Genomic DNA, 24,907 nt, shown 5'->3' on the forward strand with positions numbered 1-24,907 from the left:
CATGCCCCCCGTCTTCGCCCACGGCCGCCTCCGCCTGTATCTGCTGAAGTTGCTGGACGAGGCCCCGCGCCACGGCTACGAGGTGATCCGCCTCCTCGAAGAGCGCTTCCAGGGGCTGTACGCACCGTCGGCCGGCACCGTCTACCCCCGCCTCGCCAAGCTGGAGGCCGAGGGCCTGGTCACCCACACCACCGAGGGCGGCCGCAAGGTGTACGCCATCACCGACGCCGGCCGGGCCGAACTGGCCGACCGCAGCGGCGAGTTGGCCGACCTGGAGCTGGAGATCAGGGAGTCGGTCGCCGAACTCGCCGCCGAGATCCGGGCCGATGTGCGCGGCGCTGCGGGCGATCTGCGCCGCGAGATGCGGGCAGCCGCGACCGAGGCCCGCACGGGCACGTCCGCCACGACGGACACACCCTTCGGTGACTTCTCCGACTACACCGACAAGGAGGCGTGGCGCGCCGCCAAGGAGGAGATGCGCCGCGCCAAGCAGGAGTGGAAGGAACAGGCCCGACGCGCCAAGGACGAGAGCCGCCGGGCCCGTGAGGAGGCCCAGCGCGCCCGACGCCAGGCGAAGGATGCCCAGGACCACGCCCGCGCCCAGGCCCAGGAGGAGGTCCAGCGCATCGCCCGCCGGGTCCAGGAACACGTACAGGACCACTTCGCCCGCGGCGACTGGCCCACGGGCGTGAGGGAGGGCCTGACGGAACTGGCCAAGGAGTTCGGCGACTTCGGCAAGGACTACGGCAAGGGATTGGGCCGGGACTTCGGCTTCGGCCGCCCGAGCGCCCCCAAGTCGGCACAGCAGCCCCCCGACTACTCCGACACCCCCGAGGACTTCCCCGCCGACTACGAGCCCGCCTGGGCCCACGAGTCCCCCACGGACGACCCGGCCCGCGACCTCGACCGCCTGCTGGACCGCTTCCGCGACGACATCCGCGACGCGGCAAGGGACCACGGCGTGACCCCGGACCAACTCCACGACGCCCGCCGCCACTTGTCGACGGCGGCAGCACACATCGGAGCGCTACTGCACACACCGAAGCCCTGAGGCCACGGCCCAGACGCCACGGCCCTGACGCCACGCCCCTGGGCAGCACGGCGCCCACTTCAGCGGCGCTGCACTGCCCAGGCCGGCCGGCCGGGCCCAGGAGCCCCCGCACCCCCGCGCCCTGCGGCACACCAGCGGGCTATCCCGAGCCCTTACCGCCTATCCCGCCTCCCCGCCTGCCCTCCTCACCCGGCCTTGGCCTCTCCCCCTCCCCCCAGCACCCGGATCACAGCCTCATACGTCACCCCGTGATCGGCGAGGACCTCGGCGGGCACGCCGGGGCGGCTGGTCAGGGCCAGGAGAATGTGCTCGTCGCCGATGTGCCGGTCCCGGCGCGCGACGGCGATACGCAGCGACCGCTCCAGCACGTCCTTGGCCTCCCGGCTGAAGGAGCGGCGCCCCGACCACCACCCCGTGTCCTTCCGGTCCCCGGACATCGCTCCGACACCATGGACCTCCTCGACCCGGGCGACGATCTCCCCCACGTCGATCCCCAACCCGGCCAGCGCCTCCGCTTCGGCCTGCGACAGCCCACCCCGCCGCCGAGCCTCCCCCAATGCCAGCCGCATGGACTCCGACCACTCCCCATCGCCGAGCGCCGCAAGCGCGAACGACGCCCGGCTCCCCTCACGATCGAGCAGGGCGAGCAGCATGTGCTCGGCGTCGACGGTCTGCGCCTCTCCCCTCTCGGCGTGCTCAACGGCCCCCGTGACCACGGCACGAGCATCCTTCGTGAACCGCTCGAACATCAACGCCTCCCGTACTTCTTGTGCACGGCCTGCCTGCTGACCCCGAGTTCCGCGGCGATCTCCTGCCACGACCACCCCTGATTGCGCGCACTGCGTACCTGCACGGCCTCCAGCTGCTCCAGCAGCCGGCGCAGCGCCGCAACGGCCCGTAGCCCGACCCGGGGATCACGATCGCCGGCACGCGCGGCGAGATCTGTTGCTTCGGTCATACCGTCAACGTAAGTTGACACGACCCGAGCCGTCAACCCCAGTTGACACACCGGCCGAACAAAACGGCGGGCCCGAGGCAAAGCCCCGAACCCGCCGCAAGCCGCAGGTGCCGTACTCGGACCTATTCGTTGGTCAGCACGATCTTCCCGAACTGCTCCCCCGACTCCATCCACTCGAAGCCCTCACGGGCCCGATCCATCGGAAGCACTTCATCGATCACAGGCCGCACACCGGTGGCGGCGCAGAAGGAGAGCAGATCCTCGAGCTCGTCCTTCGTCCCCATCGTGGACCCGACGATCTTCAGCTCCAGGAAGAAGATGCGGGTGAGCTCGGCATGCGAGGGCCGGTCACCACTCGTGGCACCCGAGATGACAAGCGTGCCCCCGGGCTTCAGCGACTTGACGGAGTGCGACCACGTGGCGGCGCCCACGGTCTCGATCACGGCATCGACCCGCTGCGGCAGCCGAGCCCCCGACTCCACGGCCTCCACTGCCCCCAGCTCCAGGGCCCGCTTCCGCTTGGCCTCATCGCGGCTGGTGGCGAAGACCCGCAGCCCCGCGGCCTTCCCGAGCACGATGGCGGCGGTGGCCACGCCGCCCCCGGCCCCCTGCACCAGCACGGAGTCCCCGGGCCGTACCCCCGCGTTGGTGAACAGCATCCGGTACGCGGTCAGCCAGGCAGTCGGCAGACAGGCGGCCTCGGCGAAGGAGAGTTCCTTGGGCTTCGGCAGGACGTTCCAGGTCGGCACGGCGACCTGCTCCGCAAAGGTCCCCTGATACCGCTCGGTGAGAATGGAACGAGGCTCCTTGGGGCCCACCCCGTGCCCACTCTGTCCGATCACCGAGTGCAGGACGACCTCGTTGCCGTCCTCATCGACCCCGGCGGCATCGCAGCCGAGGATCATCGGCAACCGGTCCTCGGGCAGGCCCACGCCCCGCAGTGACCAGAGGTCGTGATGGTTGAGGGAAGCGGCCTTGACGTTGACGGCACTCCAGCCGGGACGGACCTCGGGGGCCGGCCGCTCCCCCAACTCCAATCCGGAGAGCGGCTGGTCGCGGTCGATTCGGGCGGCGTAGACAGCGAACATGACCTTGACGATAGGCTCCGCCGCCGACCGACGGAACCACGACGCCCTGTGAGACACACCCTCTTGCCAAGGCCGACGGGCCCGGCGCAGACAGGGACGCACCCCCCTGCCCACCCGAACGGCCCGGCCCCTGGGCAGCGAAATGGCCCCGCCCGGACGGCGGGGCCATTCACTCAACGGCACATCAGCGCCGTGCAACGCCTTCCGCCCGCGCCGCAGCGGCAACGGCCGCCGTGACGGCCGGAGCGACCCGCTCGTCGAACGGCGACGGGATGACGTAGTCCGCGGCCAGGTCGTCCCCGACGACCGACGCCAGCGCCTCGGCTGCCGCGATCTTCATGCCCTCGGTGATCCGGGACGCCCGGACCTGAAGCGCTCCGGCGAAGATCCCCGGGAACGCGAGCACGTTGTTGATCTGGTTCGGGAAGTCCGACCGACCGGTGGCAACGACGGCCGCGTACTTGTGCGCGACATCGGGGTGCACCTCGGGGTTCGGGTTGGCCATGGCGAAGACGAACGCGCCCTCGGCCATGGAGGCGACAGCCTCCTCCGGCACCGTGCCACCGGAAACCCCGATGAACACGTCGGCGCCCTCCAGCGCCGCCTCCAGCGACCCGGTGATCCCGGCCTTGTTCGTGAACCCGGCCAGCTCCCGCTTGACCGACGTCAGGTCGTCCCGGTCGGCGGACACCACGCCCTTGCGGTCCGCGACGGCGACGTCCCCGATGCCGGCCTCGACCAGCATCTTCGCGATGGCGACACCGGCCGCGCCCGCTCCCGAGATGACGGCCCGCAGATCCCCGAGCCCCTTCCCGGTCAGCCGCGCGGCGTTCCGCAGCGCGGCCAGCGTCACGACAGCCGTACCGTGCTGGTCGTCGTGGAAGATCGGGATGTCCAGCCGCTCCTGCAGCTTCCGCTCGATCTCGAAGCACCGCGGCGCCGAGATGTCCTCCAGGTTCACACCACCGAAGGACGGCGCGAGGCGGACCACGGTCTCGACGATCTCGTCGACGCCCGTGCAGTCGAGCGCGATCGGCACCGCGTCGACACCGCCGAACTGCTTGAAGAGAATCGCCTTCCCCTCCATCACCGGAAGGGAGGCTTCAGGCCCGATGTCCCCGAGCCCCAGCACAGCCGTGCCGTCGGTGACGACGGCCACCACGGACGACTTCCACGTGTAGTCGTGCACGAGCTCCGGCTGCTCGGCAATCGCGCTGCACACCTTCGCGACGCCGGGCGTGTACGCCAGGGACAGGTCGTCCTTGTCACGGACCGGCACGGTGGCCTGCACAGCCATCTTGCCGCCACGATGCAGCGCGAAGGCCGGATCGAAGGAATCGAGGGGTTCGACCCCACCGTCCTGATCGGTATTGCCTCCGCCGCGAGGATTGACGATCTCCGCTGCCACTTTGTCTGACCCCTTAAGTGTTCATGGTTTGAGGGTGGAACCACTCCTGGTGAGAAGTGGGCGGGACCGCGTATGGCCCTGCTCGTTGATACGTACGACGTACGACGTACGGACCCATACGCGACGGCGCGCCGCACACGCGCCATGAGCCCCGGATGAGGGGTGTAAAGAACCTTCTTACCGGACGGACCGCGCCGCCGACGAGTCCAATACGTGCAAGATCACATGACAGGAAGGGAAACACCCACAGCGACGACACGAATCGGACACGACCCGACGACGGAACCACTGCGATTCATGGCCAAATAAGCGGACTATAAGCTGACAATCCACACTGGAAACCACGAAAGGCTGCCAACAGCCCGCACGCCAGGCCCAGGACCGGCCCGCATCCTGAGATAGGCCGAAGATCTTCCGGCTGGAAGGACAGATTCCCGCAGAAGGTGCGGTCAGGATGTACCGACCTGCGGCGGTTCGGGGGTAACCCGTTATCCGATTTTGACATCGCGAGCGCCCTGAATGCCTCAGTCCGAATGGCAAGATGCCGTAATCACACGAGGTCGCGACACTCGAAGGCGTGTGCTCTCGTCGGCCTAAGAAACCAAGGCACCTGCCGAGCCCCGGCGGGCGCCCGCCCCATCGGCAACTCCACCCATCCGCCGGAGGAACCCACCATGACCGCAAGCTCCACCCGTCGTACGACCGCCACGCGCTCCCGGCTGGCAGCGGTCGCCTCGATCGCGGTCGCAGGCGCCCTGATTCTCACCGGTTGCGGTGATCAGACGAACGACGGCGGCAGCGAGGGCACCAACGAGACGGGGAAGGCCAACAGCGCCCCGCTCTTCTCCAAGCTGCCCAAGAAGATCCAGGACGCCGGCGTCATCAAGGCGGGCACGAACGCCGAGTACGCCCCGATGGAGTTCCAGGAGGGCGGCAAGATCGTCGGCGTCGACCCCGACATCGCCGCCGCCCTGGGCGAGAAGCTGGGTGTGGAGTTCCAGTTCACCTCCGGCTCCTTCGACGGCCTGATCACGGCCCTGAACTCCGGCCGCTACGACGTCGCCATGTCCTCCATCACGGACACCCCGCAGCGCCAGGACGGCCTGGACGACAAGGGCAAGAAGCTCGGCCCGGGTGTCGACTTCGTCGACTACTTCACGGCCGGTACCGCCGTGTACGTCCAGAAGGGCAACCCGAAGAAGATCAACTCGATCGAGGACCTCTGCGGGCAGACGGCGGCCGTGCAGCGCGGTACGACGTACGAGAAGGCGCTGCAGACCCAGTCCAAGGCCTGCACGGACGACGGCAAGAAGAAGATCAACATCGAGTCGTTCGAGAACGACACCGAGGCCCAGACCCGCGTGAAGTCGGGCGGCGCCGTCGCCGGCGTCAACGACTACCCGGTGGCCGTGGACCTGTCCCGCAAGTCCGGTGGCGGCAACGACTTCGAGGTCGTCGGCGAGCAGGTCGACGCCGGTCCGTTCGGCATCGCGGTGAACAAGGACAACAAGGAGCTCACCGCTGCCCTCGAAGAGGCCGTCAACGCCATCATCGAGGACGGCACCTACGAGGAGATCCTCAAGAAGTGGGGCGCCGAGTCCGGCGCGATCGACAAGGCCGCGATCAACGGCGGCAAGTGACGGCCAGGAACACTGAAGGGCAGTCACAGTGACTGACAAGTTCGACAAGGAGCCGGCCGACGCGAACCCGTCGGCCGCCGTCTCCAAGGACGGCGGGGCACTCCCGCCCGAGGCGATCAAGGCAATCCCGGTCAGGCACTACGGCCGCTGGGTCAGCGCCGTCGTCGTGCTGGCCCTGGTGGGCCTGCTCATCAACGCGTTCGCCAGCGCCGAGAAGATCCAGTGGAGCGCCGTCGGCGACTACGTCTTCGACCCCACGGTCCTCGCCGGCGCCGGCCGCACCCTGCTGATCAGTGTCCTCGCGATGGTCATGGGTGTGGTCCTCGGCGTGATCCTGGCCGTGATGCGCCTGTCCAAGAACCCGGTGACGAGCTGGGTGGCCTGGGTCTACATCTGGTTCTTCCGCGGCACGCCGGTCTACGTCCAGCTGCTGCTGTGGTTCAACCTGGCGTTGATCTTCCCCGTGCTGGATCTCGGTCCGATCTACAAGGACGAGATGGTCGACGTCATGACCCCGTTCATGGCCGCCCTGCTGGGTCTGGGCCTGAACGAGGCGGCGTACATGGCGGAGATCTGCCGCGCCGGTCTGATGGCCGTGGACGAGGGCCAGACCGAGGCCTCGCACGCGCTCGGCATGAGCCACGCGAAGACGCTGCGCCGCATCGTGATCCCGCAGGCGATGCGGGTGATCGTGCCGCCGACCGGCAACGAGTTCATCAACATGTTGAAGACCTCGTCGCTGGTGTACGCGGTGACGTACAACGAACTCCTGCGCGCCACCTCCACCATCGGCTCCACCTCGTACGCCGTGATGGAGATGCTGTTCGTGGCGTGCATCTGGTACCTGGTCATGACCAGCGTGTTCAGCGTCTTCCAGTACTACCTGGAGCGCCGTTACGCCCGTGGCTCGCTGCGGAATCTGCCGCCGACTCCGTGGCAGAAGATCAAGGTCAACATGATGGCCTTCAGCAGCGAGAGGGGCGTGTGAGATGACCGCCATGGTGAAGGCCGAGGGCGTCCACAAGTCCTTCGGTCCCGTACAGGTCCTCAAGGGCATCGACCTGGAGGTGAAGACCGGCGAGGTGTTCTGCCTCATCGGCCCGTCCGGCTCCGGCAAGTCGACGTTCCTGCGGTGCATCAACCACCTGGAGAAGATCAACGCCGGTCGGCTGTACGTCGAGGGTGAGCTGGTCGGCTACCGCCAGAAGGGCGACAAGCTGTACGAGCTCAAGGACAGCGAGGTCGCGCAGCAGCGGCGCGACATCGGCATGGTGTTCCAGCGGTTCAACCTGTTCCCGCACATGACGGCCGCGGAGAACGTCATGGAGGCGCCCATCCAGGTCAAGGGCGCGAGCAGGAACCAGGCCAAGGAGCGCGCCCGGGAACTGCTCGACCGCGTCGGCCTGGCCGACAAGGCCGGCAGCTACCCCGCGCAGCTCTCCGGCGGCCAGCAGCAGCGCGTCGCCATCGCCCGGGCGCTCGCGATGGATCCGAAGCTGATGCTCTTCGACGAGCCCACCTCGGCCCTCGACCCGGAGCTGGTCGGAGACGTCCTCGACGTCATGCGCGACCTCGCCGAGTCCGGCATGACGATGGTCGTCGTCACCCACGAGATGGGCTTCGCCCGCGAGGTGGGCGACAGCCTGGTCTTCATGGACGGCGGCGTGGTCGTCGAGTCGGGTGACCCGCGCGAGGTCCTGACCAACCCGCAGCACGAGCGGACGCAGGCGTTCCTGTCCAAGGTGCTCTGACGGTCGACTCGCAGGCGAAGGGGCGGTACGGGATTCCCGTACCGCCCCTCCCTCATGCTGCGGGCCGGCGCTACTTGAGGGCCAGCAGCAGCGTGTCCGAAGGCGAGCACCACACCGGCCTGGCCTCCCCGAAGCCCTTCTCGCGCAGCACGCGCGCGTGCCACTGCGCGGACGGCATGTCGCCCTCGGCGTGCTCGCCGTAGATCTCGAAGCGGCGGGCCGTCGGTTCGGCGAGGACCGGGTCCTTCGCCGCCAGCTGCCACCACTCGGCCCAGTCCAGGGCACCGCCCGCCTTGGCCTGATCCATACGGGCGTGGCGCTGCGCGCGCTCGGCGGCGTTGATGCGGGGCGTCGAGTCGTCGATCATGTGGTCCGCGTTCATGAAGACACCGCCGTCGCGGACCAGCTCCGCGACCTGACCGTAGAGGGCCGCGAGGGGTTCACGGTGCAGCCAGTGCAGGGCCGTAGCGGTCAGGACGGCGTCGTACGAGTCGTACGGCAGGCTCGCGGGCCAGTCCGGGTCCTTGAGGTCGGCGGTGACCAGGGAGACCCGCTCGTCGGCTCCGAAGGTGCCCTCGGCGATGGCGAGGAGCGCCGGGTCGAGGTCGACGCCGGTGCTGGTGGCCTCCGGGAACCGCGTGAGCAGCCGGGCCGTGATGGTTCCGGTGCCGCACGCGAGGTCGAGCACGCGCGGGGCTGGGCCGACGAGGGCCTCGACCATGTCGAGCATGAGCAGGAAACGCTCCTCACGGTCGGGCATGTACCACTCCTGCTGCCGGTCCCAGCTCTCCTGCCAGGCGGCCCAGTCGGCGCCGGTCGTGGTGACGTTTGTGTCCGTCATCGAACCCTCCATCGCGCATGTCACGTAATACCCTGGAAGCACGATCAGTTGTTACCCGACCGCACCACGACGATAGAACGCCTCCGTAAGGACTACAAGTGGAACTGGCCTATTACTCGGACTATGCCGTACGACTCGTCAACAGCGAGGACCCGGCCCGGGGCAAGGACTCACTGACCTCGGTCGAGGCCGTCCGCGACCTGTTCGGCGGCAACCAGTCGGCGGCCCGCCGCGCCACCGACGCCGACGTGACGCGGTTCCGCGCGGTCCGGGCCCGGCTGCGCTCGGTCTTCGCGGCGGCGGACACCGGCGACGAGACCCTGGCCGTCGACCTGCTGAACTCCCTGCTCCTGGAGTTCCCGGTGAGCCCGCAGATCTCCGGCCACGACTTCCGCGACGACGACGGCCGCCCCCTGTGGCACATGCACCTCGCGGACCACCCGTCGAACGCGACGGCCGGCTTCGCGGCCATCGCGTCGATGGGCCTGGCGTTCCACCTGACGGAGTACGGCGTGGACCGTCTGGGCCTGTGCGAGGCGGCCCCGTGCCGCAACGCCTACCTGGACACCTCCACCAACCGCTCCCGGCGCTACTGCTCGGACCGCTGCGCGACCCGCGCCAACGTGGCCGCCTACCGCGCCCGCAAGCGCCTTGAGGCCGACCGGTCGGCGAATACGGGCCGTACGGCCGACAGCGCCCAGCGCGCCAGCGCGAACGGCGAGCGCTGATCCGCCTTGCGCGGCCGGTACCGCAGACGCACCTTGCCCAGAATCAGCTCGTCCGGCACGACGCCGTAGTCGGTGCTGTCGCCACCGGCGTACGCGTTGTCCCCGAGCACCCACCAGCCGCCCTCACGGCGCTCCGCGGCGCGCTTGACGACCAGCAGGTCCTGCTGGAAGGGGTGACGCAGGACGACGACGTCACCGGGCCTGATCCGGCCCCGGTGCGACACGACGAGCAGGTCGCCGTTGTACAGCGTGGGCACCATCGACGGCCCGGTCACCTCGGCCCACCCGAAGGGCTGCGCAGCCCGCCCGCGCTCGGTCTCCTGCGACAACTCCGGCATCCCCGGCACCTCCCCGGTACGGTCCTCCACCAGTCTCAGTCTGACCCTGGACTTTTGTCCTAAGCCCATGGGGGCACCCGCGAAATCCCGTCTTGCAGGGAGTAATGTCCCACCTGAGAAGACGATCACGAGGAAGGAATGCTCCATGCTTTCCCGCCTGTTTGCCCCCAAGGTCAAGGTCAGTGCGCACTGCGACCTGCCCTGTGGCGTGTACGACCCGGCCCAGGCCCGCATCGAGGCGGAGTCGGTGAAGGCCGTGCAGGAAAAGATGGCCGCCAACGACGACCCGCACTTCCAGGCGCGCGCCACCGTCATCAAGGAGCAGCGCGCCGAGCTCGCCAAGCACCACGTCTCGGTGCTCTGGAGCGACTACTTCAAGCCGCCGCACTTCGAGAAGTACCCGGAGCTGCACCAGCTGGTCAACGACGCCCTGAAGGCCCTCTCGGCCGCCAAGGGCTCGACCGACCCGGCGACGGGCCAGAAGGCTCTGGACTACATCGCCCAGATCGACAAGATCTTCTGGGAGACGAAGAAGGCCTGACTCAAGGCTCTTTCGTCGCCTCCCGACCTGAAGGGGCCCGACCGGTTCGCCGGGCGGGCCCCTTCGGCATGCGTGAACTCCCTCTCCCGGAGATCGTCACGCACGGTCCAGTCGCTGCGGCGGGTGCGGCGGCCAGGGTCCGAGGACGGGCAGCCCCTCGGCGGCCACCGGTGAGACGGTGGGCGTGCGCCCGGCCAGCCAGGCCGCCAGGTCGCGTACGCGTCCGGTGACCATGGTGTCCGGCGGCCCGTCACCGGCGGACCACTGGCCTCGCGCGTCGTCGGCGTGGAGGTGTGTGCCTGCCGGAAGGCGGCCGAGGAGGAAGTCGATGGCGTGTGCGGCCAGGTCCTCGGGCCAGTCGTCCGGCCGTACACCGAGGTCGAGGTCGACCATGTGGATCCATGCCTCGCGCCAGCGCGCGAACACCGTGGCGGCGAGGTCCGCGTTGCGGAACGTGACGGGGCGGCGCCAGTCCATGTCGGCGACGCGAGCCCAGGTTGCTTCCAGTGCGGCTGTGTGTGCGGCGAGTTCCGCGTGGTGCTCGGCGGCACTGCGCCCCGCCGTGGCCTCGATGATCGCGTTCCGCTCGGCCGTCCCGCCGTCGTAGCCCGCTACGAGCTCACCGCGCAGTGCGTGCTCCGCGAGCCGGCCGAACATTCTCGCGTTGTCGGTGAGATGTGCCAGGACGTGGCCGCGTGACCAGCCCGGAAGCCCGGATGCCTCGGTGACCTGCTGGTCGTCCAGCCGGGCCGCGAGCCTTTCCAGGACACCGTGGGCTTCGATCACTGCTGCGACAGGAGGTTGCATGACCCCGTCCTACGAGGCCGAGGTCTGGTTGAGAACGGCCGGGACCCGGCCGGCGAGGTCCCTGAGGGGCTCACCGCTCAGCCGGCATATCCGCCACTCGTCCAGGAACTCCACGCCGAGGGACTTGTAGAAGTCGATCGTCGGCTCGTTCCAGGCAAGGACCCACCATTCGAAGCGCTCGTAGCCTCTTTCTTCACAGATCGCGGCGAGGGCGGCGAGCAGGGCCTTGCCGTGTCCACCGCCACGGGCGGACTCACGCACGTAGAGATCCTCCAGGTGCATCCCGCGCGTGCCGGTCCACGTCGCGAAACGCGGGAACCACAGGGCGAAGCCGACGGCCTCGCCCGTCTCGTCGTCCTCGGCGATCAGTACGAAGGCGGCGGGATGCTCTCCGAACAGCGCCTCGCGAAGCTGTCCCTCGGTCGCCCGAACCTGCTCCACAGCCCGTTCGTATGCGGCGAGTTCACGGATCATCGCGCGGATCGTCGGGACGTCGTTCACGGTGGCGGCACGGATCATGTCGGCGATCATCGGTCACCGTGCCGACCGTGTCCATCTGATTCCGCGCCTTCCCAGCGGGCTCTGCGAGAACTGGGGCTGGAGGGCTCGCTCACGAAGTCATCCGAGTTCCCGTGGCCCGTACAGCGCCTTTTCGGCCTCGGTGGCAAGGGCCCAGTAGCGGTCACCGTAGGACCAGTGCCACCACTCGGTGGGGTAGTTCACCAGGCCAACAGCGCTCAGCGCGGCGCCGAGCACCCGCCGGTTTGCCCGCGCTCCGGGGCCGACGTTGCCGGCGTCGGTGTAACAGGCGCCGTCGCTGTCCTCCGGGCTGGCGTTCACGTGTGTCCCCATGTCGACCTCCCGGCCGTCGGCGGAGATCAGAGTGAGGTCGACGGCGGCGCCGGCGCTGTGCGGCGCGATCTCCGGTGGCGACACGTACCGGCTCGCGGCGTCGCGGATCCGGCTCGGCGACCAGTCCGGGTTGGCGGCTGCCAGTTCGTCGGCGTACTGCTCGAAGTAGCGGCGCTGCAGCGACGGTGGCCGGTACCCCTCGACGAACAGCAGACGTAAGCCGTCCGGCAGGAGCTTTTCGGCCATGAGAAGACGGGCCAGAACCCCTTCTCGCAGATACGCGAACGCCCCTGCCCGATCAGCATTGCGCGGGTCGACGGCAAGGGGTTCGCGGAGCCGGACGTCCACGAGTGGTTCGCCGCAATCGACGACGGGGATTGCCGCGACCCTGGGGTCCGACATCAGCACGATCTCATCCATGCCCCGATCATGGCCGACCGCCGTGTCCGAGCCGGGCTCAAGGTTCCCTGAATTCGCGGTGATTGTGTTCACGCGGTAAACGGTGGCCGGGCATCGTTCACGTCCCGTAGGTTCTGGAACGTCCACCCGGGGGTCGAACACCCTGGCGGGTGGATCCACGGGGGAAATCAGCAGCACCCGGCTCCCGTCTCGGCCCGCGTGGCCGAGGCGTTGTCCGGCGTGCTCTGCGACAGCGGGCGAGTGGAGATCACATCATCCGGCGGTCTGTCTCCCGCCGGACGGAATGTCGATTCCCTGGGAGTACCCCTGCCCCGCCGCCCGTGTCTCTGGCCGATCCCCCTGCTGTGGACCCTTGCCCTGGGGCTGTGGGGGCTGTCCCGGCAGGACAGTGTGTGGCGGGACGAGGCCGCGACCTGGCAGGTGGCCCGCCGGTCCGTCGGCGACATCTGGCACATGCTGGGCAACGTCGATTCCGTACACGGGCTCTACTACTTGCTGATGCACGGGCTCTTCGACTGGTTCGGGGCCGGCACCACGACCCTGCGGCTTCCCTCCGTCCTGGCCACGGCGGTGGCGGCGGCCTGTGTGACGGCCATCGGCCAGCGGCTGGCCGGGGCCTGGGTGGGCCTGGCGGGAGGGCTGGCGTTCGGGCTTCTTCCGGCCGTGCAGTTCTATCTCCAGGAGGGCCGCCCCTACGCGCTCATCGCGGCCGGCGCCGGGATCGCGACCCTGCTGCTGGTGACCGTCCTCGAAGGGCGCGGCCGAGCGGTGCACTGGGTCGCGTACGGCGGCACGGTCGCGGTGTGCGGGCTGCTGAACTGGCTCTCGCTGCTGATCCTGCCCGCGCACCTGGCGACCCTGCTGTGGACGCGGGTCCGGCGTGGGACCTGGCTGCGCTGGGCGACGGCCGCGGCGGTCGCCGTTGCCGCGGTGCTGCCGTTGATCCTGTTCAGCCGGCGCCAGTCCGCCCAGGTCTCCTGGATACCGCCGCTGACCTGGCACATGCTGATCGGGCCCGTCGTCCTGCTGGCGATCGGCGGGCTCGGGGCCCTGCTGGACCGGCCGCGCGCGGGGCGGCTGTCGGTGGCGCCCGTCGGGCTGCCCCTGCTGGCCGTGCCGCAACTCGCCCTCATCGGGCTTTCCCTGGCCAAGCCGCTCTTCCTGGACCGCTACGTGCTGTTCAGCATGCTGGGACTGGCCCTGCTGATCGGCTCGGCACTCGGCACGGCCGTACGTGCGGCCCGGCCGAGCTTCCCGAGAGCGGCGCCGTGGCTCGTCCCCGTGGTGGTCACCGTGGCGGTCGTCGCGCTGTTGCCGCAGTCGCTGGCCAAGCGGTCCCCGGAGAGCCGTGTGGACGACGTACTGGCGGTGGCGGCGGACGTACGGCGGCTGAAGCAGACCGGGGACGCGGTGGTCTACATACCGGCGGCCCGGCGCGACTCCGCACTGGTCTCCCCCGACGCCTTCGCCGGGCTGCGGGACCTCGCGCTCGCGGAAGGCCCCGTGGCGTCGGGGACGTTGAAGGGCGTGGAGGCCGGACCGGAGCGGACACGGGCCGCGATGCTGGCGCAGCGGCGGATACTGCTGGTCACCGACGCGCCCGAGGTGGCGCGGCCACTGGTGGGGAAGCGTGACCACGCGAAGGCCGCTGTACTGAAGAAGTACTTCAAGGCGGTGGCGGACGTGCAGGTCCGCGGGCGACGGGTGACGGTGTACGAGCGGCGTTGAGGAGCCCGGCCGGGCCAGGCCCTCAACCGTCCGTCCGCGCCCCGGTCAGTGGAACTGAGGCACGATCAGGTAGATCCCGTACACCACCACCGCGGCGCAGGCGACGAAGCACAGTCCGGCCTGCGTGAGGCTCAGCGTGGACGTGCCGCCGCCCCCCTCGCGTGCCCCCTCGTAGCGGGCCAGGCCCAGCACGCCGAGGGCGAAGACGCCGACCACGGCCACGGTGACGGCGAGGCTCACCGCGCCGACCTGGCCGAGTGCGGTCCAGTCGAGGCTCATTATGTGAACTCCCTTGTCTCGGACAATCGCTGTCTCAGGCGGCCGCGCCGACCTTTGGCGGCTCGGTGTTGCGGACCGTGACCTCGTGGGTGTCGTTGACGTTGTGTGCGGACACCGGGTTGCGGCGGGAGATCACCACGATCCCGGCGGCCACGGCAGCGCCGACCAGGGCGACCACGGCCGTACCGATGTTCCCGCCGTGCTTGACCACGCCCGCCGAGACGCCGCCGACCAGCGCGGCTGCGGGCAGGGTGACCAGCCAGGCCACGGCCATGCGCCCGGCCACGCCCCACCGGACCTCCGCCAGCCGGCGTCCCAGACCCGCGCCGAGGATGCTGCCCGAGGCCACCTGCGTGGTGGACAGGGCGAAGCCCAGGTGGGCCGAGGTGAGGATCACCGTCGTGGAGGCCGTCTCGGCGGCGAAGCCCTGCGGGGACTGAATCTCCGTCAGGCCCTTGCCCATCGTGCGGATGATCCGCCAGCCGCCGAGGTAGGTGCCTAGGCCGATGGCCAGACCGGCCGACGCGATCACCCACAGCGGCGGGCCCGCGTCATGGCCCAGGGCGCCCGCCGAGATCAGGGTCAGCGTGATGACGCCCATCGTCTTCTGCGCGTCGTTGGTGCCGTGGGCCAGGGAGACGAGCGAGGCCGAGGCGATCTGGCCGACGCGGAAGCCCTTGGTGACGGACTCCTTGCGGGCGCGGGCAGTGAGCTTGTACGCCAGGTACGTGGCCAGCAGCGCCGCGATCCCCGCTACGAGCGGCGAGGCGACGGCGGGGATCAGCACCTTCTCGACAACCTTGTCGAAGTGCACGCCGTGCGACCCCGCACCCACCCAGACGGCCCCGATCAGTCCGCCGAACAGCGCATGCGACGAACTGGACGGCAGCCCGACCAGCCAGGTGAGGAGATTCCACAGGATCGCCCCGACCAGGCCCGCGAAGATCATGCCCGGGCTGACGAGGGTGTCGTCCACGATGCCGCCGGAGATCGTCTTGGCGACCTCGGTGGACAGGAAGGCACCGACGACGTTCAGGACACCGCTGATGAGCACGGCCGTCCTTGGTTTGAGCGCCCCCGTGGCGATGGACGTGGCCATCGCGTTCGCCGTGTCGTGGAATCCGTTGGTGAAGTCGAAGGCGAGGGCCGTCACGATGACGATCGCCACCAGGAACGTGATGTGGTCCATTCCCCAATGCAAACAAGCGCGGACCAATTCGCGGAGAACCGATGGCAAAGCGTGTCCCAGGAGCCGGCGCGCGGTTGGTAAGGGTCCAGCAAAGCCCGCGTGGTGAAGCTTGAGTGCGCTCGAGTGCGTTGTACGGCCGCCGCGGGCCGTGGCCACCCCCGCGGATCTACGATCGCCCCATGAGCATCCGCTGGACCTACGCCTTCGTTGACCGCCCCGTCGCGTCCTTCACCCGGGCGCACACCTTCTGGGCTGCGGTGACGGACACCCGGCTGTCCGAATTCCGGGGCGAGCAGGGGGAGTTCGTGACCTTGCTGCCGGGCGGCGGGGCCCACCCCTGCGTGAAGGCCCAGGGGGTCGAAGCGGGCGCCGGTGGCGCGCATCTCGACTTTGCGGTGGACGACGTACCGGGATTCGTGACGTCGGCGCTCGCGCAGGGAGCAGGTGTCGCCGCCGAGCACGAGGGGTGGGCCGTACTGCGCTCGCCCGCCGGGCAGTTGTTCTGTGCCGTGCCCTGGCACGGGGAGTCGGTGCGGCCGCCCGTGGTGCACGGCAGCAGGCTCGACCAGGTCTGCCTCGACGTACCGCCGTCGCTGTACGAGTCCGAAGTCGCCTTCTGGAGCGCCCTGTTGGGCGGCTGGGCGTCGGCGCCCGGCTCCCGCCCCGAGTTCCATGTGCTCAGGCCACCGTCCGGGCTGCCCATCCGCATCCTGCTCCAGCGGCTCGGCGAGGAGCAGCCCGGTGAGGGGCCCCGGGCCTCTGCCCACCTGGACCTCGCCTGCGCGGACATCGCGGCGACCCGCGCCCGGCACGAGGAACTGGGCGCGGGCTTCGTCGCCGAGGGCGCCCACTGGACGGTGATGCGCGATCCGGCGGGCGGCGCGTACTGCCTGACGGGGCGCGATCCGGAGACCGGCGGACTGGCCGGCTAACGGGTCACGACGACGCAGGCTCCCCGGCCGTTCTCGTCGGGCGTGGCGCTCGCGCACGCCGACTCCCAGCCCTCCGGGAGCGACGGACTCGGATCGGCCTTCTCCCAGCGGTACGGTCCCGGCGGCTGCGCCGGGTCCTGCAACCACAGCGTCAGCCCACCCGCGACAGCCACGACGATCACCCACACCGCCACGACCCAGCGCCATAACCGGCGGCGTCCTGTCACCTCCAGGGCTCCACATCCACCACCGCGTTCACCGGAATGGGCCCGTACACATGCGGGAACTCCTCGCCGCCCGGCGCCGGCGCCTCGTACTTGAGCGGCACGTCGAGCCGGACCGGGTCCACGACCAGGACCACCAGTTCGCCGGGACCGTCGTAGGAGCCGTACAGGAAGGCGGCCACGGCGGGGAGTTGGGCGCGGGTCGAGCAGTGGATGAAGCCCTCGTCCTGGAGCGTGCGACCGCGGGTCGACATCTCGTACGTGCCACGCGCGCGGGCCTCGTCCCAGAGGGAGCGTTCGGTGATGTGGAGGATGTACGTGTGTTCGGGCATGCGGCGAGGTTACGGCTTCAGCCGTTGCGCCCGCGCGTGCAGATAGCGCTGCTCCGGCAGGCTCAGTGTCTTGGCGGCGGCGGCCTCGTAGGCGGCGCGGGCCTCGTCGTGGGCTCCGGCCCGCTCCAGGAGGTGGCCGCGAACCGCGTCCAGGCGGTGCCCGGCACCCAGTTCGTCCTCCAGCGCGGCCAGTTCGGCGAGCCCCGCGCGCGGGCCCCGGGCCATGGCGACGGCAACCGCGCGGTTGAGGCGCTCGACGGGGCCGGGGACGAGGCGTACCAGGACGTCGTAGAGGCCGAGGATCTCCTGCCAGTCGGTCTCCGGCGCGGAGGGCGCCTCGTCGTGGACAGCGGCGATGGCGGCGCGCAGCTGATACGGGCCGGCGGGGCCCCGGGACAGGGCGCGGGTGACCAGGGCGACGCCCTCGTCGATCGCGTTCTTGTCCCAGCGGTCGCGGTCCTGTTCGTCGAGGGGGACGAGTTCGCCGTGCGGGCCGGTGCGCGCGTCACGGCGGGCGTCGGTGAGCAGCATCAGCGCGAGCAGACCGGCCACCTCGCCGTGGCCGGGGAGCAGGCGGTGGACCTCGCGGGTCAGCCGGAGTGCCTCACCGGCGAGTTCGCGTCGCAGCAGGCTCGTGCCCGAGGTCGCCGTATAGCCCTCGTTGAAGATCAGGTACAGGGTCTGCAGGACCGCGGGCAGGCGGTTCTCCCCGTTGTCGGGCCGCCCGAAGCGCACCCCGCGGACCTTCTGCTTGGCCCGGCTGATGCGCTGCGCCATGGTCGCCTCGGGGACCAGGTACGCGCGGGCTATCTCGGCCGTGGTCAGACCGCCGACGGCACGGAGGGTGAGGGCGATCTGGGCGGGCGGGGTCAGGTCCGGGTGGCAGCAGAGGAAGAGCAGGGTGAGGGTGTCGTCCTCGCGGGGCGCCCGGTCCGCGCCCGGCGGCGGGGCCGTGAAGGCGTCCCTCGGCGTCAGCGCCGCGACCTTGTCCTCCCGGGCCCGGCGCGACTGCTCCGCGCGCAGCGCGTCGGTCAGCCGCCGCGCCGCGACCTTGATCAGCCAGCCGCGCGGGTTGTCCGGGGCCCCGGTCCGCGGCCACTGCTCGGCCGCCGCGAGCAGGGCCTCCTGCACGGCGTCCTCGGCGCTGTCGAAGTGGCCGTACCGCCGTACGAGCGCGCCGAGGACCTGCGGCGCGTGTCGGCGCAGCAGGTCCTCGGTCTCGGGTGTGGCGCTCACTTACGGCTCGGCCGACGTCTCAGCCGACGTCCCCGGACCCGTCGTCGATGGGCCGGATCACCACCGGGTACACGGGGGCCCCGGCGGGCTGGGGGCACTGCAGGACGCGCTCGGCGATCTGAGTGACCCGCTCCAGGCTCGCGCAGTCCAGCACCCAGTAGCCGGCCAGCAGCTCCTTGGTCTCGCTGTACGGGCCGTCGGTGATCACTGCCTTGCCGTCGTCACCCAGGGTGACATGCCGGCCCTTCGCGGGCTCGGTCAGCCCCTGTCCGTCGACCATCTCGCCGCTCTCGGCGAGGTCGTCGTTGAGGGCCTGCATGAAGGAGTACATCGCCTGGATGTCCTCCTGACTCCAGGCGACGGAGTTCTCGGACCCCTTGCCCTGCATCGCCTCGTAGTCCGCCTGCGTTCCCTGAACCATGACCAGGTACTTCATCAGTCCGCTCCTTCTGCTTCCGTCGGCTCGGGCCGCCCTTGGTGGGCGGCTCTCACAGGGGACGTCGGAGCCGGGCCGGGATTCTCGACAGGGGGCTCAGGAATTTTTCGCGGTGGGATTCACGGTGGTGTCCACGGTGGGTGTGCGGGGAGTGTCCGGCTGCTCGTGCTTCTCCTCGTGCTCGGCGCCGGCCTCGGCGTACGCCCCGCACTCGGGGTTGTGGCACGGGCCCGCCACCCAGGTGGGGACCCAGGCGCCCAGCGTCTTGTGGCGCCGGACGACCGTCTCTACGGGCTGTCCGCAATCGGGACAGTGGTGCTCTTCGCTGCCCATGTCCTCAGAGTAGGGCGGGAGAGGGCTCAGCGCTTCCTGCTGTACGTACGAACCACGGCGCCGTTGCCGAACGAGCGCACCTCTCCGAGGGTGAACTCGGTGACGGCGAAGCCCGATCCGAACATCGGCATGCCCGTGCCGTACACGATGGGGTAGGTCTTGATGACGAGCTCGTCGATCTCGTCGAGCAGCGCGCCGGCCAGCTGCGCTCCGCCGCACAGGTAGATGCCGAACTCGCCGTCCTCCGCCTTCAGTTCGCGGATCTTGCCGACCACGTCGTCCGAGACGATCTCGACCTGCGGGTCGGGCGACTCGGTCAGCGTGCGCGAGGCGACGTACTGGCGCATATGGGCGTACGGGCTGGTGATGCCCTCCTTCAGGGCCAGGTCGTAGCTGCTGCGGCCCTGGATGATCGTGTCGAATTGCCGGTTGGGCAGGTCGTCGAACCCGAGGGCGCGACGGGCGGGGGTCGACACGGTCTCCGGGTGCTCCGTCTTGAGGAACTCCAGGAACTCCTCGTCGACGAAGGTGTACATCGAGGTCGCATCGCCGCTCGGGTCTCCGATGAAGCCGTCGATCGAACAAGCGATGAAGTACGTGAGCTTTCGCAAGCCGGGCTCTTTTCGTAAGGTGTCGAACAACCACTCCGGTTGTAGTGCTTCAGTTGTAGTACTTCGCTTGTAGTGGTTGCAAGGGCATTTCCGTGACCGGGGAAAGTAAGAGAGGGGATTCCGAATGGCGGGCAATCCGGAGCGCCGGGCCGCGCTCGTCGACGCGGGCGTCGAGGTGCTCGCCCGCGAGGGGGCACGCGGGCTGACGTTCCGCGCGGTGGACGCCGAGGCCGGGGTGCCGGTCGGCACCACCTCCAACTACTTCACCGGGCGCGTCGACCTGCTCCGCCAGATCGACGGCCGACTGCACGTGCGGCTCGCGCCCGACCCGGAGGTGATCGCCGGGCTGCTGAACCGGCCGAAGGACCGCTCCCTCGTCACCGCCTTCATGCACGACCTGATGGCCCGCGCGACCCGCGACAGAACGGGCTATCTGGCCCTGCTGGAGATGCGCCTGGAGGCCCAGCGGCGCCCAGAACTGCGCTCCTCCTTCACCAAGTCGGTGCGCGGCGACCTGGACGAGGCCATGGAGTTCCACCGCAACGCCAAACTGCCCGGGGGCGACGAGGTCGTCACCGTGCTCTATCTCGCCGTCCTCGGGCTGCTCCTGGAGCACCTGACGCTGCCCGACGTGCTGGACGGCGTTCTGCCCGGGGTCGGCGTGCCGGACGGGCTGGTCGAGCGGATCGTGGCGACGATCGTGCCCGAGGGTCCCGAGGGGTAGGTCAGGGCTGCCGGCGGCTCAGCCGCGCGGTTCGCGCCACATCGGCCACATCCGCGGACCGTCCGGAAGGTCGAGGGGACGGCCCTTGAGCTCGAAGCCGAGACGCTCGTACAGCTGCCGGCTGCGGTCGCTGCTCGCCTCCAGGTAGGCGGGCAGACCGTCCCGGTCGCAGCGGTCGAGCACCGCGTTCATGAGCGCGGTGCCGAGCCCCTCGCCCTGGCGGCCGGGTGCTGCGGCGATCATCCACAGATATGCGTGCGCACGGCCCGAGGGATGGATACGGGCCGTCAGACGGCCGATCATCTCCACGCGCTCGTTGTCCGGGTCGACGTCCTGACGCAGCAGCGCGGGTCCGTCGTCGTCCTCGTCGTGCTCGACGGCCGGCACGGACATCCACAGCGCGCACGCCGTGCCGTCCTCGGTGAGGTCTATGCGGCCATGGGCCAGCACGATGTCCGTGAACGCGGCCATCAGCCTCCGGTGGGTCGCACGGCGGTACTCCTCGCCCGGGAACACCCAGCCACTGACCGGATCGTCCTGGAAGGCCACGTCCAGCAGCCGGACCACCGACTCCCGGTCCGCCTCGCCCGCCCTCCGGATCGCCACGCCCATCTCCACCCACCCCTTCGCGTCAACCGGCCTTGATCGTAGGGCGGTGAAAGCCTGCGTGCGGTCCGAGGGCCGACGTTGTCGAGATCCGGCCGGTACACAGCACCCGGTTGTTCAGCCACTCGCTGCGCGGGGACCCGGTACGCAGAGGCGGGCCCCGCACACCGGGGGGATGTGCGGGACCCGCCGGTCCGGAGCCGCTCGGCGGCCGTACGGGGTCAGGAACCGTACGGCCCCGAGAGCTCCGGGGTCTTCACAACCGTCGGCCGCCGCGATCCCGGCCGATACGGCCGTCGGCTGCCGCGGCCTTCAATTGCTGCGCCGCGTCACGAACTCGGCCAGGGCCAGCAGTCCGCCCGCCTCCTCCGGGTCGGGCACGGCGCGGGCCAGTTCCTGCATGGCTCGGGCCATCCGCTCGGCGGCCTGGGCCTGCGCCCAGTCGCGGCCACCGGCCCGCTCGACAGCGAGCGCGGTCCGCTGCAGGTCCTCCTTGTCGTACGGCACTTCGTACAGCGCGGCCAGCTCCGCCGCCGCCGAACCGCCCGAGGTCAGCGCGGCGACGACCGGCAGGGACTTCTTGCGGGCGGCGAGATCCGCACCGGCCGGCTTGCCGGTGTGGCTCGGGTCGCCCCATATACCGATCACATCGTCGATGAGCTGGAAGGCGAGCCCGGCCTCACGGCCGAACGCGTCCAGTGCCGCCACGTCCTCGTCCGCCGCGCTCGCGTACAGCGCGCCGAGGGCACAGGCGCACCCCAACAGCGCGCCGGTCTTGGCCTCGGCCATGGCGAGCACCTCGTCGAGGCCGACCTCGCCGGGGTCCCGCTTCTCCATCGCCGTGTCCGCCTGCTGGCCGGCGCACAGCTCGACGACGCAGTCCGCGAGCCGGGCCGCGGCAGCCGCGGACGCCGGGTGCGGGTCCTCGGCGAGCAGCCGCAGGGCCAGCGCCTGGAGGGCGTCCCCAGCGAGGATCGCGTCGGCGTCGCCGAACACGGTCCAGGCGGTGGGCCGGTGCCGGCGCGTGGTGTCCCGGTCCATCACGTCGTCGTGCAACAACGTGAAGTTGTGGACCAGTTCCACCGCCACCGCCGCCCGTACAGCGGCCGCCCGCGCCCTCGGTCCGCCGAGTGCGGCGGCAGCGGTGAGAACGAGCGCGGGCCGGATCGCCTTGCCGGCGTTGCCCGCCGCCGGGGTGCCGTCCGGGTGCTCCCAGCCGAAGTGGTACCGCGCGATCCGGCGGAGGGACGGCGGCAACGAATCGAGTGCGGCGCGCAGTTCGGGGTCGACCGACGCCCGGACGCGCTCCAGGATCACCTCCGCCTCGGGCCCGTCGAGCGGGCCCCGCCCGCCGTCCCTCTCGGTCGCGATGGGCCCTTGCCTTTCGAGCGTCTCGGTGGACGGCCCCGCCCCGGCGGGGCGTTGCTGCGTCTCCGTCAAGAACTCACCCATGGCATCGCCTCGGAGAGTCGGCGGACGGTGGCCCTTCCGCTACGGCTGGGCGCCTACGCCGAGGGTCTACCCACACGAGGAGCGCGGGACACGGCGCGGTGGCGGCAAAGGTCACCGCCAGCGCCCGATCTCGACGTTCTCCAGCACACCGAGGGCGTCCGGTACCAGGACCGCGGCCGAGTAGTAGGCCGTCACCAGGTACTTGATGATGGCCTGTTCGTTGATGCCCATGAACCGGCAGGACAGGCTCGGCTCGATCTCGTCCGGGATGCCCGCCTGCTGCAGTCCGATGACGCCCTGTTCCCCCTCGCCCGTACGCATGGCGATGATCGAGGTCGTACGGGCGTCGGTGACCGGGATCTTGTTGCACGGGAAGATCGGCACGCCGCGCCAGGTGGGGATGCGGTTACCGGCCATCTCGATGGTCTCCGGGACCAGGCCGCGCTTGTTCAGCTCACGCCCGAACGCGGCGATCGCGCGCGGGTGGGCGAGGAACAGTTTCGTGCCGCGCCGCCGGCACAGCAGCTCGTCCATGTCGTCGGGGCTGGGCACGCCGTCGTGCGGCTGGAGCCGCTGGTCGTACTCGCAGTTGTTGAGCAGCCCGAACTCGCGGTTGTTGATGAGCTCGTGCTCCTGCCGCTCCTTCAGGGCCTCCACCGTCAGGCGCAGCTGCTGCTCCGTCTGGTTCATCGGCTGGTTGTAGAGGTCGGCCACGCGCGAGTGGATGCGCAGCACGGTCTGGGCGATGCTCAGTTCGTACTCACGGGGCCGGGCCTCGTAGTCGACGAAGGTGTGCGGGATGTCCGGCTCACCGCTGTGGCCGGCCGCGAGGTCGACTGCCTTCTCGCCGTACTTGTTGGTGCGCTGCGCGGGGATCGCCCGCAGTTGCTCGAGGTGTTGGCTGAGCGAATCCGCCCGCTCCGCGACCTGCTCGACGTCCTGGCGGGGCAGGACGAGCACCGTGCACGCGGTGGCCGCGCGGACCGTGTACTCCCAGATGGCGTCGGAGTCGAGCAGCGCCTGGTCACCGAGGTAGGCGCCGTCGGCGAGGACGCCGAGGGACTCGTCCTCCCCGTAGGGACCGGTGCCGAGCTTCTCGACCCTGCCGTGCGCCAGCAGGAAGACCTCGTCGGCCTGGCTGCCGAACGAGGCGATCACGGACCCCGCCGTGAACTCCCGCTGCTGGCAGCGCTGGGCGAGCTCGGCGAGCACGTCCTCGTCCTCGTACGACCGCAGGGCCGGCAGTTCGCGCAGTTCGGCCGGGATGACCTCGACGCGGTCCCCGGTCTTGACGAACGTGACACGGCCGTCCCCGACGGCGTAGGTCAGACGGCGGTTCACCCGGTACGTGCCGCCCTGCACGTTCACCCACGGCAGCATGCGCAGCAGCCAGCGGGAGCTGATCTCCTGCATCTGGGGTGCGGACTTGGTCGTGGTGGCCAGGTTCCGCGCGGCCGCCGTGCCGAGACTCTGCTGCGGCTTGCCCTGCTCAGTGCGGACCTCTTCGCCTACCGACATAAGGAATTGCCCTCCCGGTCGTGCACCGGCGCCTGTCTGGCGCCACGCATCGCGATCTCCGCGACCGAGCCTTCCATCACGGAGGGTGCCGGTGCTATTACCCGAAAGAGCGGGAATGGATCACGGTCCGCTGGGCAAATAGAAGGACCTTGTCCACTGGTGCCGTCTCTGTGGTTGGCCAAAACGACTCGTACACCGTGCGATTGGAGGAGTCCCGTGAGGCCGTTTTCGGTAAAGCACCGATACGAGTCGGCCGCGGTGGGCGGTCGGCGCACGGTGCGAAGGGGGCGGTCATGGCCTCACCCATGTCCGCGAGCAGATTCCTGGAGAGACTCCGGGCGGAGGGTGCGACTGTCGTCGAGGTCGGCGACTGGGAGCACCACAACCGCAACCACGTGGGGCCGTGGGGTCCCGTCCACGGCGTGATGATCCACCACACGGTGACCAAGGGCAGTGCCAACACGGTGGAGCTCTGCCGCAAGGGCTACGAGGGGCTTCCCGGACCGCTGTGCCACGGCGTCATCACGAAGGACGGACGGGTGCACCTCGTCGGCTACGGCCGCGCCAACCATGCCGGGCTCGGCGACGACGACGTTCTCCGCGCGGTCATCGCCGAGAGCGCGCTGCCGGCCGACAACGAGGCCAACACCGATGGCAACCGGCACTTCTACGGCTTCGAGTGCGAGAACCTGGGTGATGGACAGGATCCCTGGCCGGCGGCTCAGCTGGAGGCGATCGAGCGGGTGTCGGCGGCTGTGTGCCGTCATCACGGGTGGACGGAGCGGTCGGTGATCGGGCATCTGGAGTGGCAGCCCGGGAAGGTGGATCCGCGGGGGTTCACCATGGCTTCGATGCGGGCGCGGATCCGGGAGCGGTTGTCCTAG

At 70.0% G+C, this 24,907-nt stretch carries 30 protein-coding genes; 10 read left to right on the plus strand and 20 right to left on the minus strand.

Annotated features, from left to right (window positions below):
• The first annotated feature begins 1 nt into the window (after window position 1).
• Window positions 2-1,051, plus strand: a complete 1,050-nt coding sequence (locus OHO27_RS13290; RefSeq protein ID WP_328423516.1) for a helix-turn-helix transcriptional regulator — start codon at window positions 2-4, stop codon at window positions 1,049-1,051.
• Window positions 1,052-1,236: 185 nt separating this feature from the next.
• On the opposite strand, the gene OHO27_RS13295 is transcribed toward OHO27_RS13290, so the two are convergent.
• The 4 genes from OHO27_RS13295 to OHO27_RS13310 all read right to left on the minus strand — a co-directional run bounded on the left by OHO27_RS13295 (window position 1,237) and on the right by OHO27_RS13310 (window position 4,505).
• Window positions 1,237-1,800 carry a Clp protease N-terminal domain-containing protein gene (locus OHO27_RS13295; RefSeq protein WP_328423517.1) on the minus strand — a complete coding sequence of 188 codons (564 nt, stop codon included), beginning with the start codon at window positions 1,798-1,800 and terminating at the stop codon, window positions 1,237-1,239.
• Window positions 1,800-2,009: a helix-turn-helix domain-containing protein gene (locus OHO27_RS13300; protein WP_039651429.1), complete on the minus strand. Its 210-nt coding sequence runs from the start codon at window positions 2,007-2,009 to the stop codon at window positions 1,800-1,802. The genes OHO27_RS13295 and OHO27_RS13300 overlap by 1 nt, the downstream gene beginning before the upstream one ends.
• Window positions 2,010-2,131: 122 nt before the next feature.
• Entirely contained in the window at window positions 2,132-3,097 is a 966-nt protein-coding gene (locus OHO27_RS13305) for a zinc-binding dehydrogenase (protein WP_328423523.1), read from the minus strand.
• A 184-nt stretch (window positions 3,098-3,281) separates the two neighbouring features.
• Window positions 3,282-4,505, minus strand: a complete 1,224-nt coding sequence (locus OHO27_RS13310) for an NAD(P)-dependent malic enzyme (protein WP_328423525.1) — start codon at window positions 4,503-4,505, stop codon at window positions 3,282-3,284.
• Window positions 4,506-5,179: 674 nt separating this feature from the next.
• Between OHO27_RS13310 and OHO27_RS13315 the strand changes: the two genes are divergently transcribed.
• From OHO27_RS13315 to OHO27_RS13325, 3 genes are read left to right on the plus strand one after another with little or no spacing between them, the layout of a single operon-like run.
• Entirely contained in the window at window positions 5,180-6,145 is a 966-nt protein-coding gene (locus tag OHO27_RS13315; protein WP_328423527.1) for an ABC transporter substrate-binding protein, read from the plus strand.
• A 28-nt stretch (window positions 6,146-6,173) separates the two neighbouring features.
• Window positions 6,174-7,133, plus strand: a complete 960-nt coding sequence (locus OHO27_RS13320; protein ID WP_328423528.1) for an amino acid ABC transporter permease — start codon at window positions 6,174-6,176, stop codon at window positions 7,131-7,133.
• A gap of 1 nt (window position 7,134) precedes the next feature.
• Window positions 7,135-7,896 carry an amino acid ABC transporter ATP-binding protein gene (locus OHO27_RS13325; RefSeq protein WP_328423529.1) on the plus strand — a complete coding sequence of 254 codons (762 nt, stop codon included), beginning with the start codon at window positions 7,135-7,137 and terminating at the stop codon, window positions 7,894-7,896.
• A gap of 70 nt (window positions 7,897-7,966) precedes the next feature.
• Here OHO27_RS13325 and OHO27_RS13330 read toward each other — a convergent pair whose 3' ends face one another.
• Window positions 7,967-8,737 carry a class I SAM-dependent methyltransferase gene (locus OHO27_RS13330; protein ID WP_328423531.1) on the minus strand — a complete coding sequence of 257 codons (771 nt, stop codon included), beginning with the start codon at window positions 8,735-8,737 and terminating at the stop codon, window positions 7,967-7,969.
• 98 nt (window positions 8,738-8,835) lie between these two features.
• On the opposite strand from OHO27_RS13330, the gene OHO27_RS13335 reads away from it, so the two are divergent.
• Window positions 8,836-9,465 (plus strand): CGNR zinc finger domain-containing protein, encoded by a 630-nt coding sequence (locus tag OHO27_RS13335; protein WP_328423533.1) that lies wholly within the window; start codon window positions 8,836-8,838, stop codon window positions 9,463-9,465.
• Here OHO27_RS13335 and sodX read toward each other — a convergent pair.
• On the minus strand, window positions 9,369-9,803 hold the full coding sequence (gene sodX / locus OHO27_RS13340) for a nickel-type superoxide dismutase maturation protease (protein WP_328430421.1): 435 nt from the start codon (window positions 9,801-9,803) through the stop codon (window positions 9,369-9,371). The genes OHO27_RS13335 and sodX overlap by 97 nt on opposite strands.
• Window positions 9,804-9,948: 145 nt before the next feature.
• Here sodX and sodN point away from each other — a divergent pair, with 145 nt between their 5' ends.
• A complete protein-coding gene (sodN, locus tag OHO27_RS13345; RefSeq protein ID WP_007491258.1) occupies window positions 9,949-10,344 on the plus strand; it encodes a superoxide dismutase, Ni in 396 nt (131 codons plus the stop codon).
• 96 nt (window positions 10,345-10,440) lie between these two features.
• Here the strand turns inward: sodN and OHO27_RS13350 are convergent, their stop codons facing one another.
• The 3 genes from OHO27_RS13350 to OHO27_RS13360 form a co-directional block, all read right to left on the minus strand.
• Window positions 10,441-11,130 carry a maleylpyruvate isomerase family mycothiol-dependent enzyme gene (locus OHO27_RS13350; protein ID WP_328423535.1) on the minus strand — a complete coding sequence of 230 codons (690 nt, stop codon included), beginning with the start codon at window positions 11,128-11,130 and terminating at the stop codon, window positions 10,441-10,443.
• A 30-nt stretch (window positions 11,131-11,160) separates the two neighbouring features.
• Entirely contained in the window at window positions 11,161-11,670 is a 510-nt protein-coding gene (locus OHO27_RS13355) for a GNAT family N-acetyltransferase (RefSeq protein ID WP_328423537.1), read from the minus strand.
• A gap of 99 nt (window positions 11,671-11,769) precedes the next feature.
• On the minus strand, window positions 11,770-12,423 hold the full coding sequence (locus tag OHO27_RS13360; protein ID WP_328423539.1) for a M15 family metallopeptidase: 654 nt from the start codon (window positions 12,421-12,423) through the stop codon (window positions 11,770-11,772).
• Window positions 12,424-12,717: 294 nt separating this feature from the next.
• Between OHO27_RS13360 and OHO27_RS13365 the strand changes: the two genes are divergently transcribed.
• The gene (locus OHO27_RS13365; RefSeq protein WP_328430422.1) at window positions 12,718-14,151 is read left to right on the plus strand and encodes a glycosyltransferase family 39 protein; all 1,434 of its coding nucleotides are present in this window, start codon (window positions 12,718-12,720) and stop codon (window positions 14,149-14,151) included.
• A 45-nt stretch (window positions 14,152-14,196) separates the two neighbouring features.
• Here OHO27_RS13365 and OHO27_RS13370 read toward each other — a convergent pair whose 3' ends face one another.
• Both OHO27_RS13370 and OHO27_RS13375 read right to left on the minus strand, forming a co-directional pair.
• Window positions 14,197-14,430: a hypothetical protein gene (locus tag OHO27_RS13370; RefSeq protein ID WP_328423541.1), complete on the minus strand. Its 234-nt coding sequence runs from the start codon at window positions 14,428-14,430 to the stop codon at window positions 14,197-14,199.
• A gap of 34 nt (window positions 14,431-14,464) precedes the next feature.
• A complete protein-coding gene (locus OHO27_RS13375) occupies window positions 14,465-15,619 on the minus strand; it encodes an inorganic phosphate transporter (protein ID WP_328423543.1) in 1,155 nt (384 codons plus the stop codon).
• Window positions 15,620-15,798: 179 nt separating this feature from the next.
• On the opposite strand from OHO27_RS13375, the gene OHO27_RS13380 reads away from it, so the two are divergent.
• Window positions 15,799-16,551, plus strand: coding sequence for a VOC family protein (locus OHO27_RS13380; protein WP_328423545.1), 753 nt, complete (start codon window positions 15,799-15,801; stop codon window positions 16,549-16,551).
• Here the strand turns inward: OHO27_RS13380 and OHO27_RS13385 are convergent.
• From OHO27_RS13385 to OHO27_RS13410, 6 genes are all read right to left on the minus strand, one after another.
• Window positions 16,548-16,778, minus strand: a complete 231-nt coding sequence (locus tag OHO27_RS13385; RefSeq protein ID WP_328423547.1) for a hypothetical protein — start codon at window positions 16,776-16,778, stop codon at window positions 16,548-16,550. The genes OHO27_RS13380 and OHO27_RS13385 overlap by 4 nt on opposite strands.
• A complete protein-coding gene (locus OHO27_RS13390) occupies window positions 16,775-17,107 on the minus strand; it encodes a DUF952 domain-containing protein (RefSeq protein ID WP_328423548.1) in 333 nt (110 codons plus the stop codon). Before OHO27_RS13390 ends, OHO27_RS13385 begins: the two co-directional genes overlap by 4 nt.
• 9 nt (window positions 17,108-17,116) lie before the next feature.
• Window positions 17,117-18,343 (minus strand): RNA polymerase sigma factor, encoded by a 1,227-nt coding sequence (locus OHO27_RS13395; RefSeq protein ID WP_328423549.1) that lies wholly within the window; start codon window positions 18,341-18,343, stop codon window positions 17,117-17,119.
• Between the two features lie 19 nt (window positions 18,344-18,362).
• Complete coding sequence (locus OHO27_RS13400) at window positions 18,363-18,779, minus strand: YciI family protein (protein ID WP_328423550.1); 417 nt, start codon at window positions 18,777-18,779, stop codon at window positions 18,363-18,365.
• Between the two features lie 96 nt (window positions 18,780-18,875).
• Window positions 18,876-19,112: a hypothetical protein gene (locus OHO27_RS13405; protein ID WP_328423552.1), complete on the minus strand. Its 237-nt coding sequence runs from the start codon at window positions 19,110-19,112 to the stop codon at window positions 18,876-18,878.
• A 26-nt stretch (window positions 19,113-19,138) separates the two neighbouring features.
• Window positions 19,139-19,723, minus strand: a complete 585-nt coding sequence (locus OHO27_RS13410) for a dihydrofolate reductase family protein (RefSeq protein ID WP_328423554.1) — start codon at window positions 19,721-19,723, stop codon at window positions 19,139-19,141.
• Between the two features lie 124 nt (window positions 19,724-19,847).
• On the opposite strand from OHO27_RS13410, the gene OHO27_RS13415 reads away from it, so the two are divergent.
• Window positions 19,848-20,447 (plus strand): TetR/AcrR family transcriptional regulator, encoded by a 600-nt coding sequence (locus tag OHO27_RS13415; protein ID WP_328423556.1) that lies wholly within the window; start codon window positions 19,848-19,850, stop codon window positions 20,445-20,447.
• A gap of 18 nt (window positions 20,448-20,465) precedes the next feature.
• Here OHO27_RS13415 and OHO27_RS13420 read toward each other — a convergent pair whose 3' ends face one another.
• The 3 genes from OHO27_RS13420 to OHO27_RS13430 form a co-directional block, all read right to left on the minus strand.
• Complete coding sequence (locus tag OHO27_RS13420; RefSeq protein ID WP_328423558.1) at window positions 20,466-21,059, minus strand: GNAT family N-acetyltransferase; 594 nt, start codon at window positions 21,057-21,059, stop codon at window positions 20,466-20,468.
• Window positions 21,060-21,365: 306 nt separating this feature from the next.
• Window positions 21,366-22,505, minus strand: coding sequence for a family 2 encapsulin nanocompartment cargo protein polyprenyl transferase (locus OHO27_RS13425; protein WP_328423560.1), 1,140 nt, complete (start codon window positions 22,503-22,505; stop codon window positions 21,366-21,368).
• Window positions 22,506-22,616: 111 nt separating this feature from the next.
• Window positions 22,617-24,023, minus strand: coding sequence for a family 2B encapsulin nanocompartment shell protein (locus OHO27_RS13430; RefSeq protein ID WP_328423562.1), 1,407 nt, complete (start codon window positions 24,021-24,023; stop codon window positions 22,617-22,619).
• A 293-nt stretch (window positions 24,024-24,316) separates the two neighbouring features.
• On the opposite strand from OHO27_RS13430, the gene OHO27_RS13435 reads away from it, so the two are divergent.
• The gene (locus OHO27_RS13435) at window positions 24,317-24,907 is read left to right on the plus strand and encodes an N-acetylmuramoyl-L-alanine amidase (protein WP_328423564.1); all 591 of its coding nucleotides are present in this window, start codon (window positions 24,317-24,319) and stop codon (window positions 24,905-24,907) included.

The sequence above is a fragment of the Streptomyces sp. NBC_00443 genome (assembly GCF_036014175.1).
In the GTDB taxonomy this organism is placed as follows: domain Bacteria; phylum Actinomycetota; class Actinomycetes; order Streptomycetales; family Streptomycetaceae; genus Streptomyces.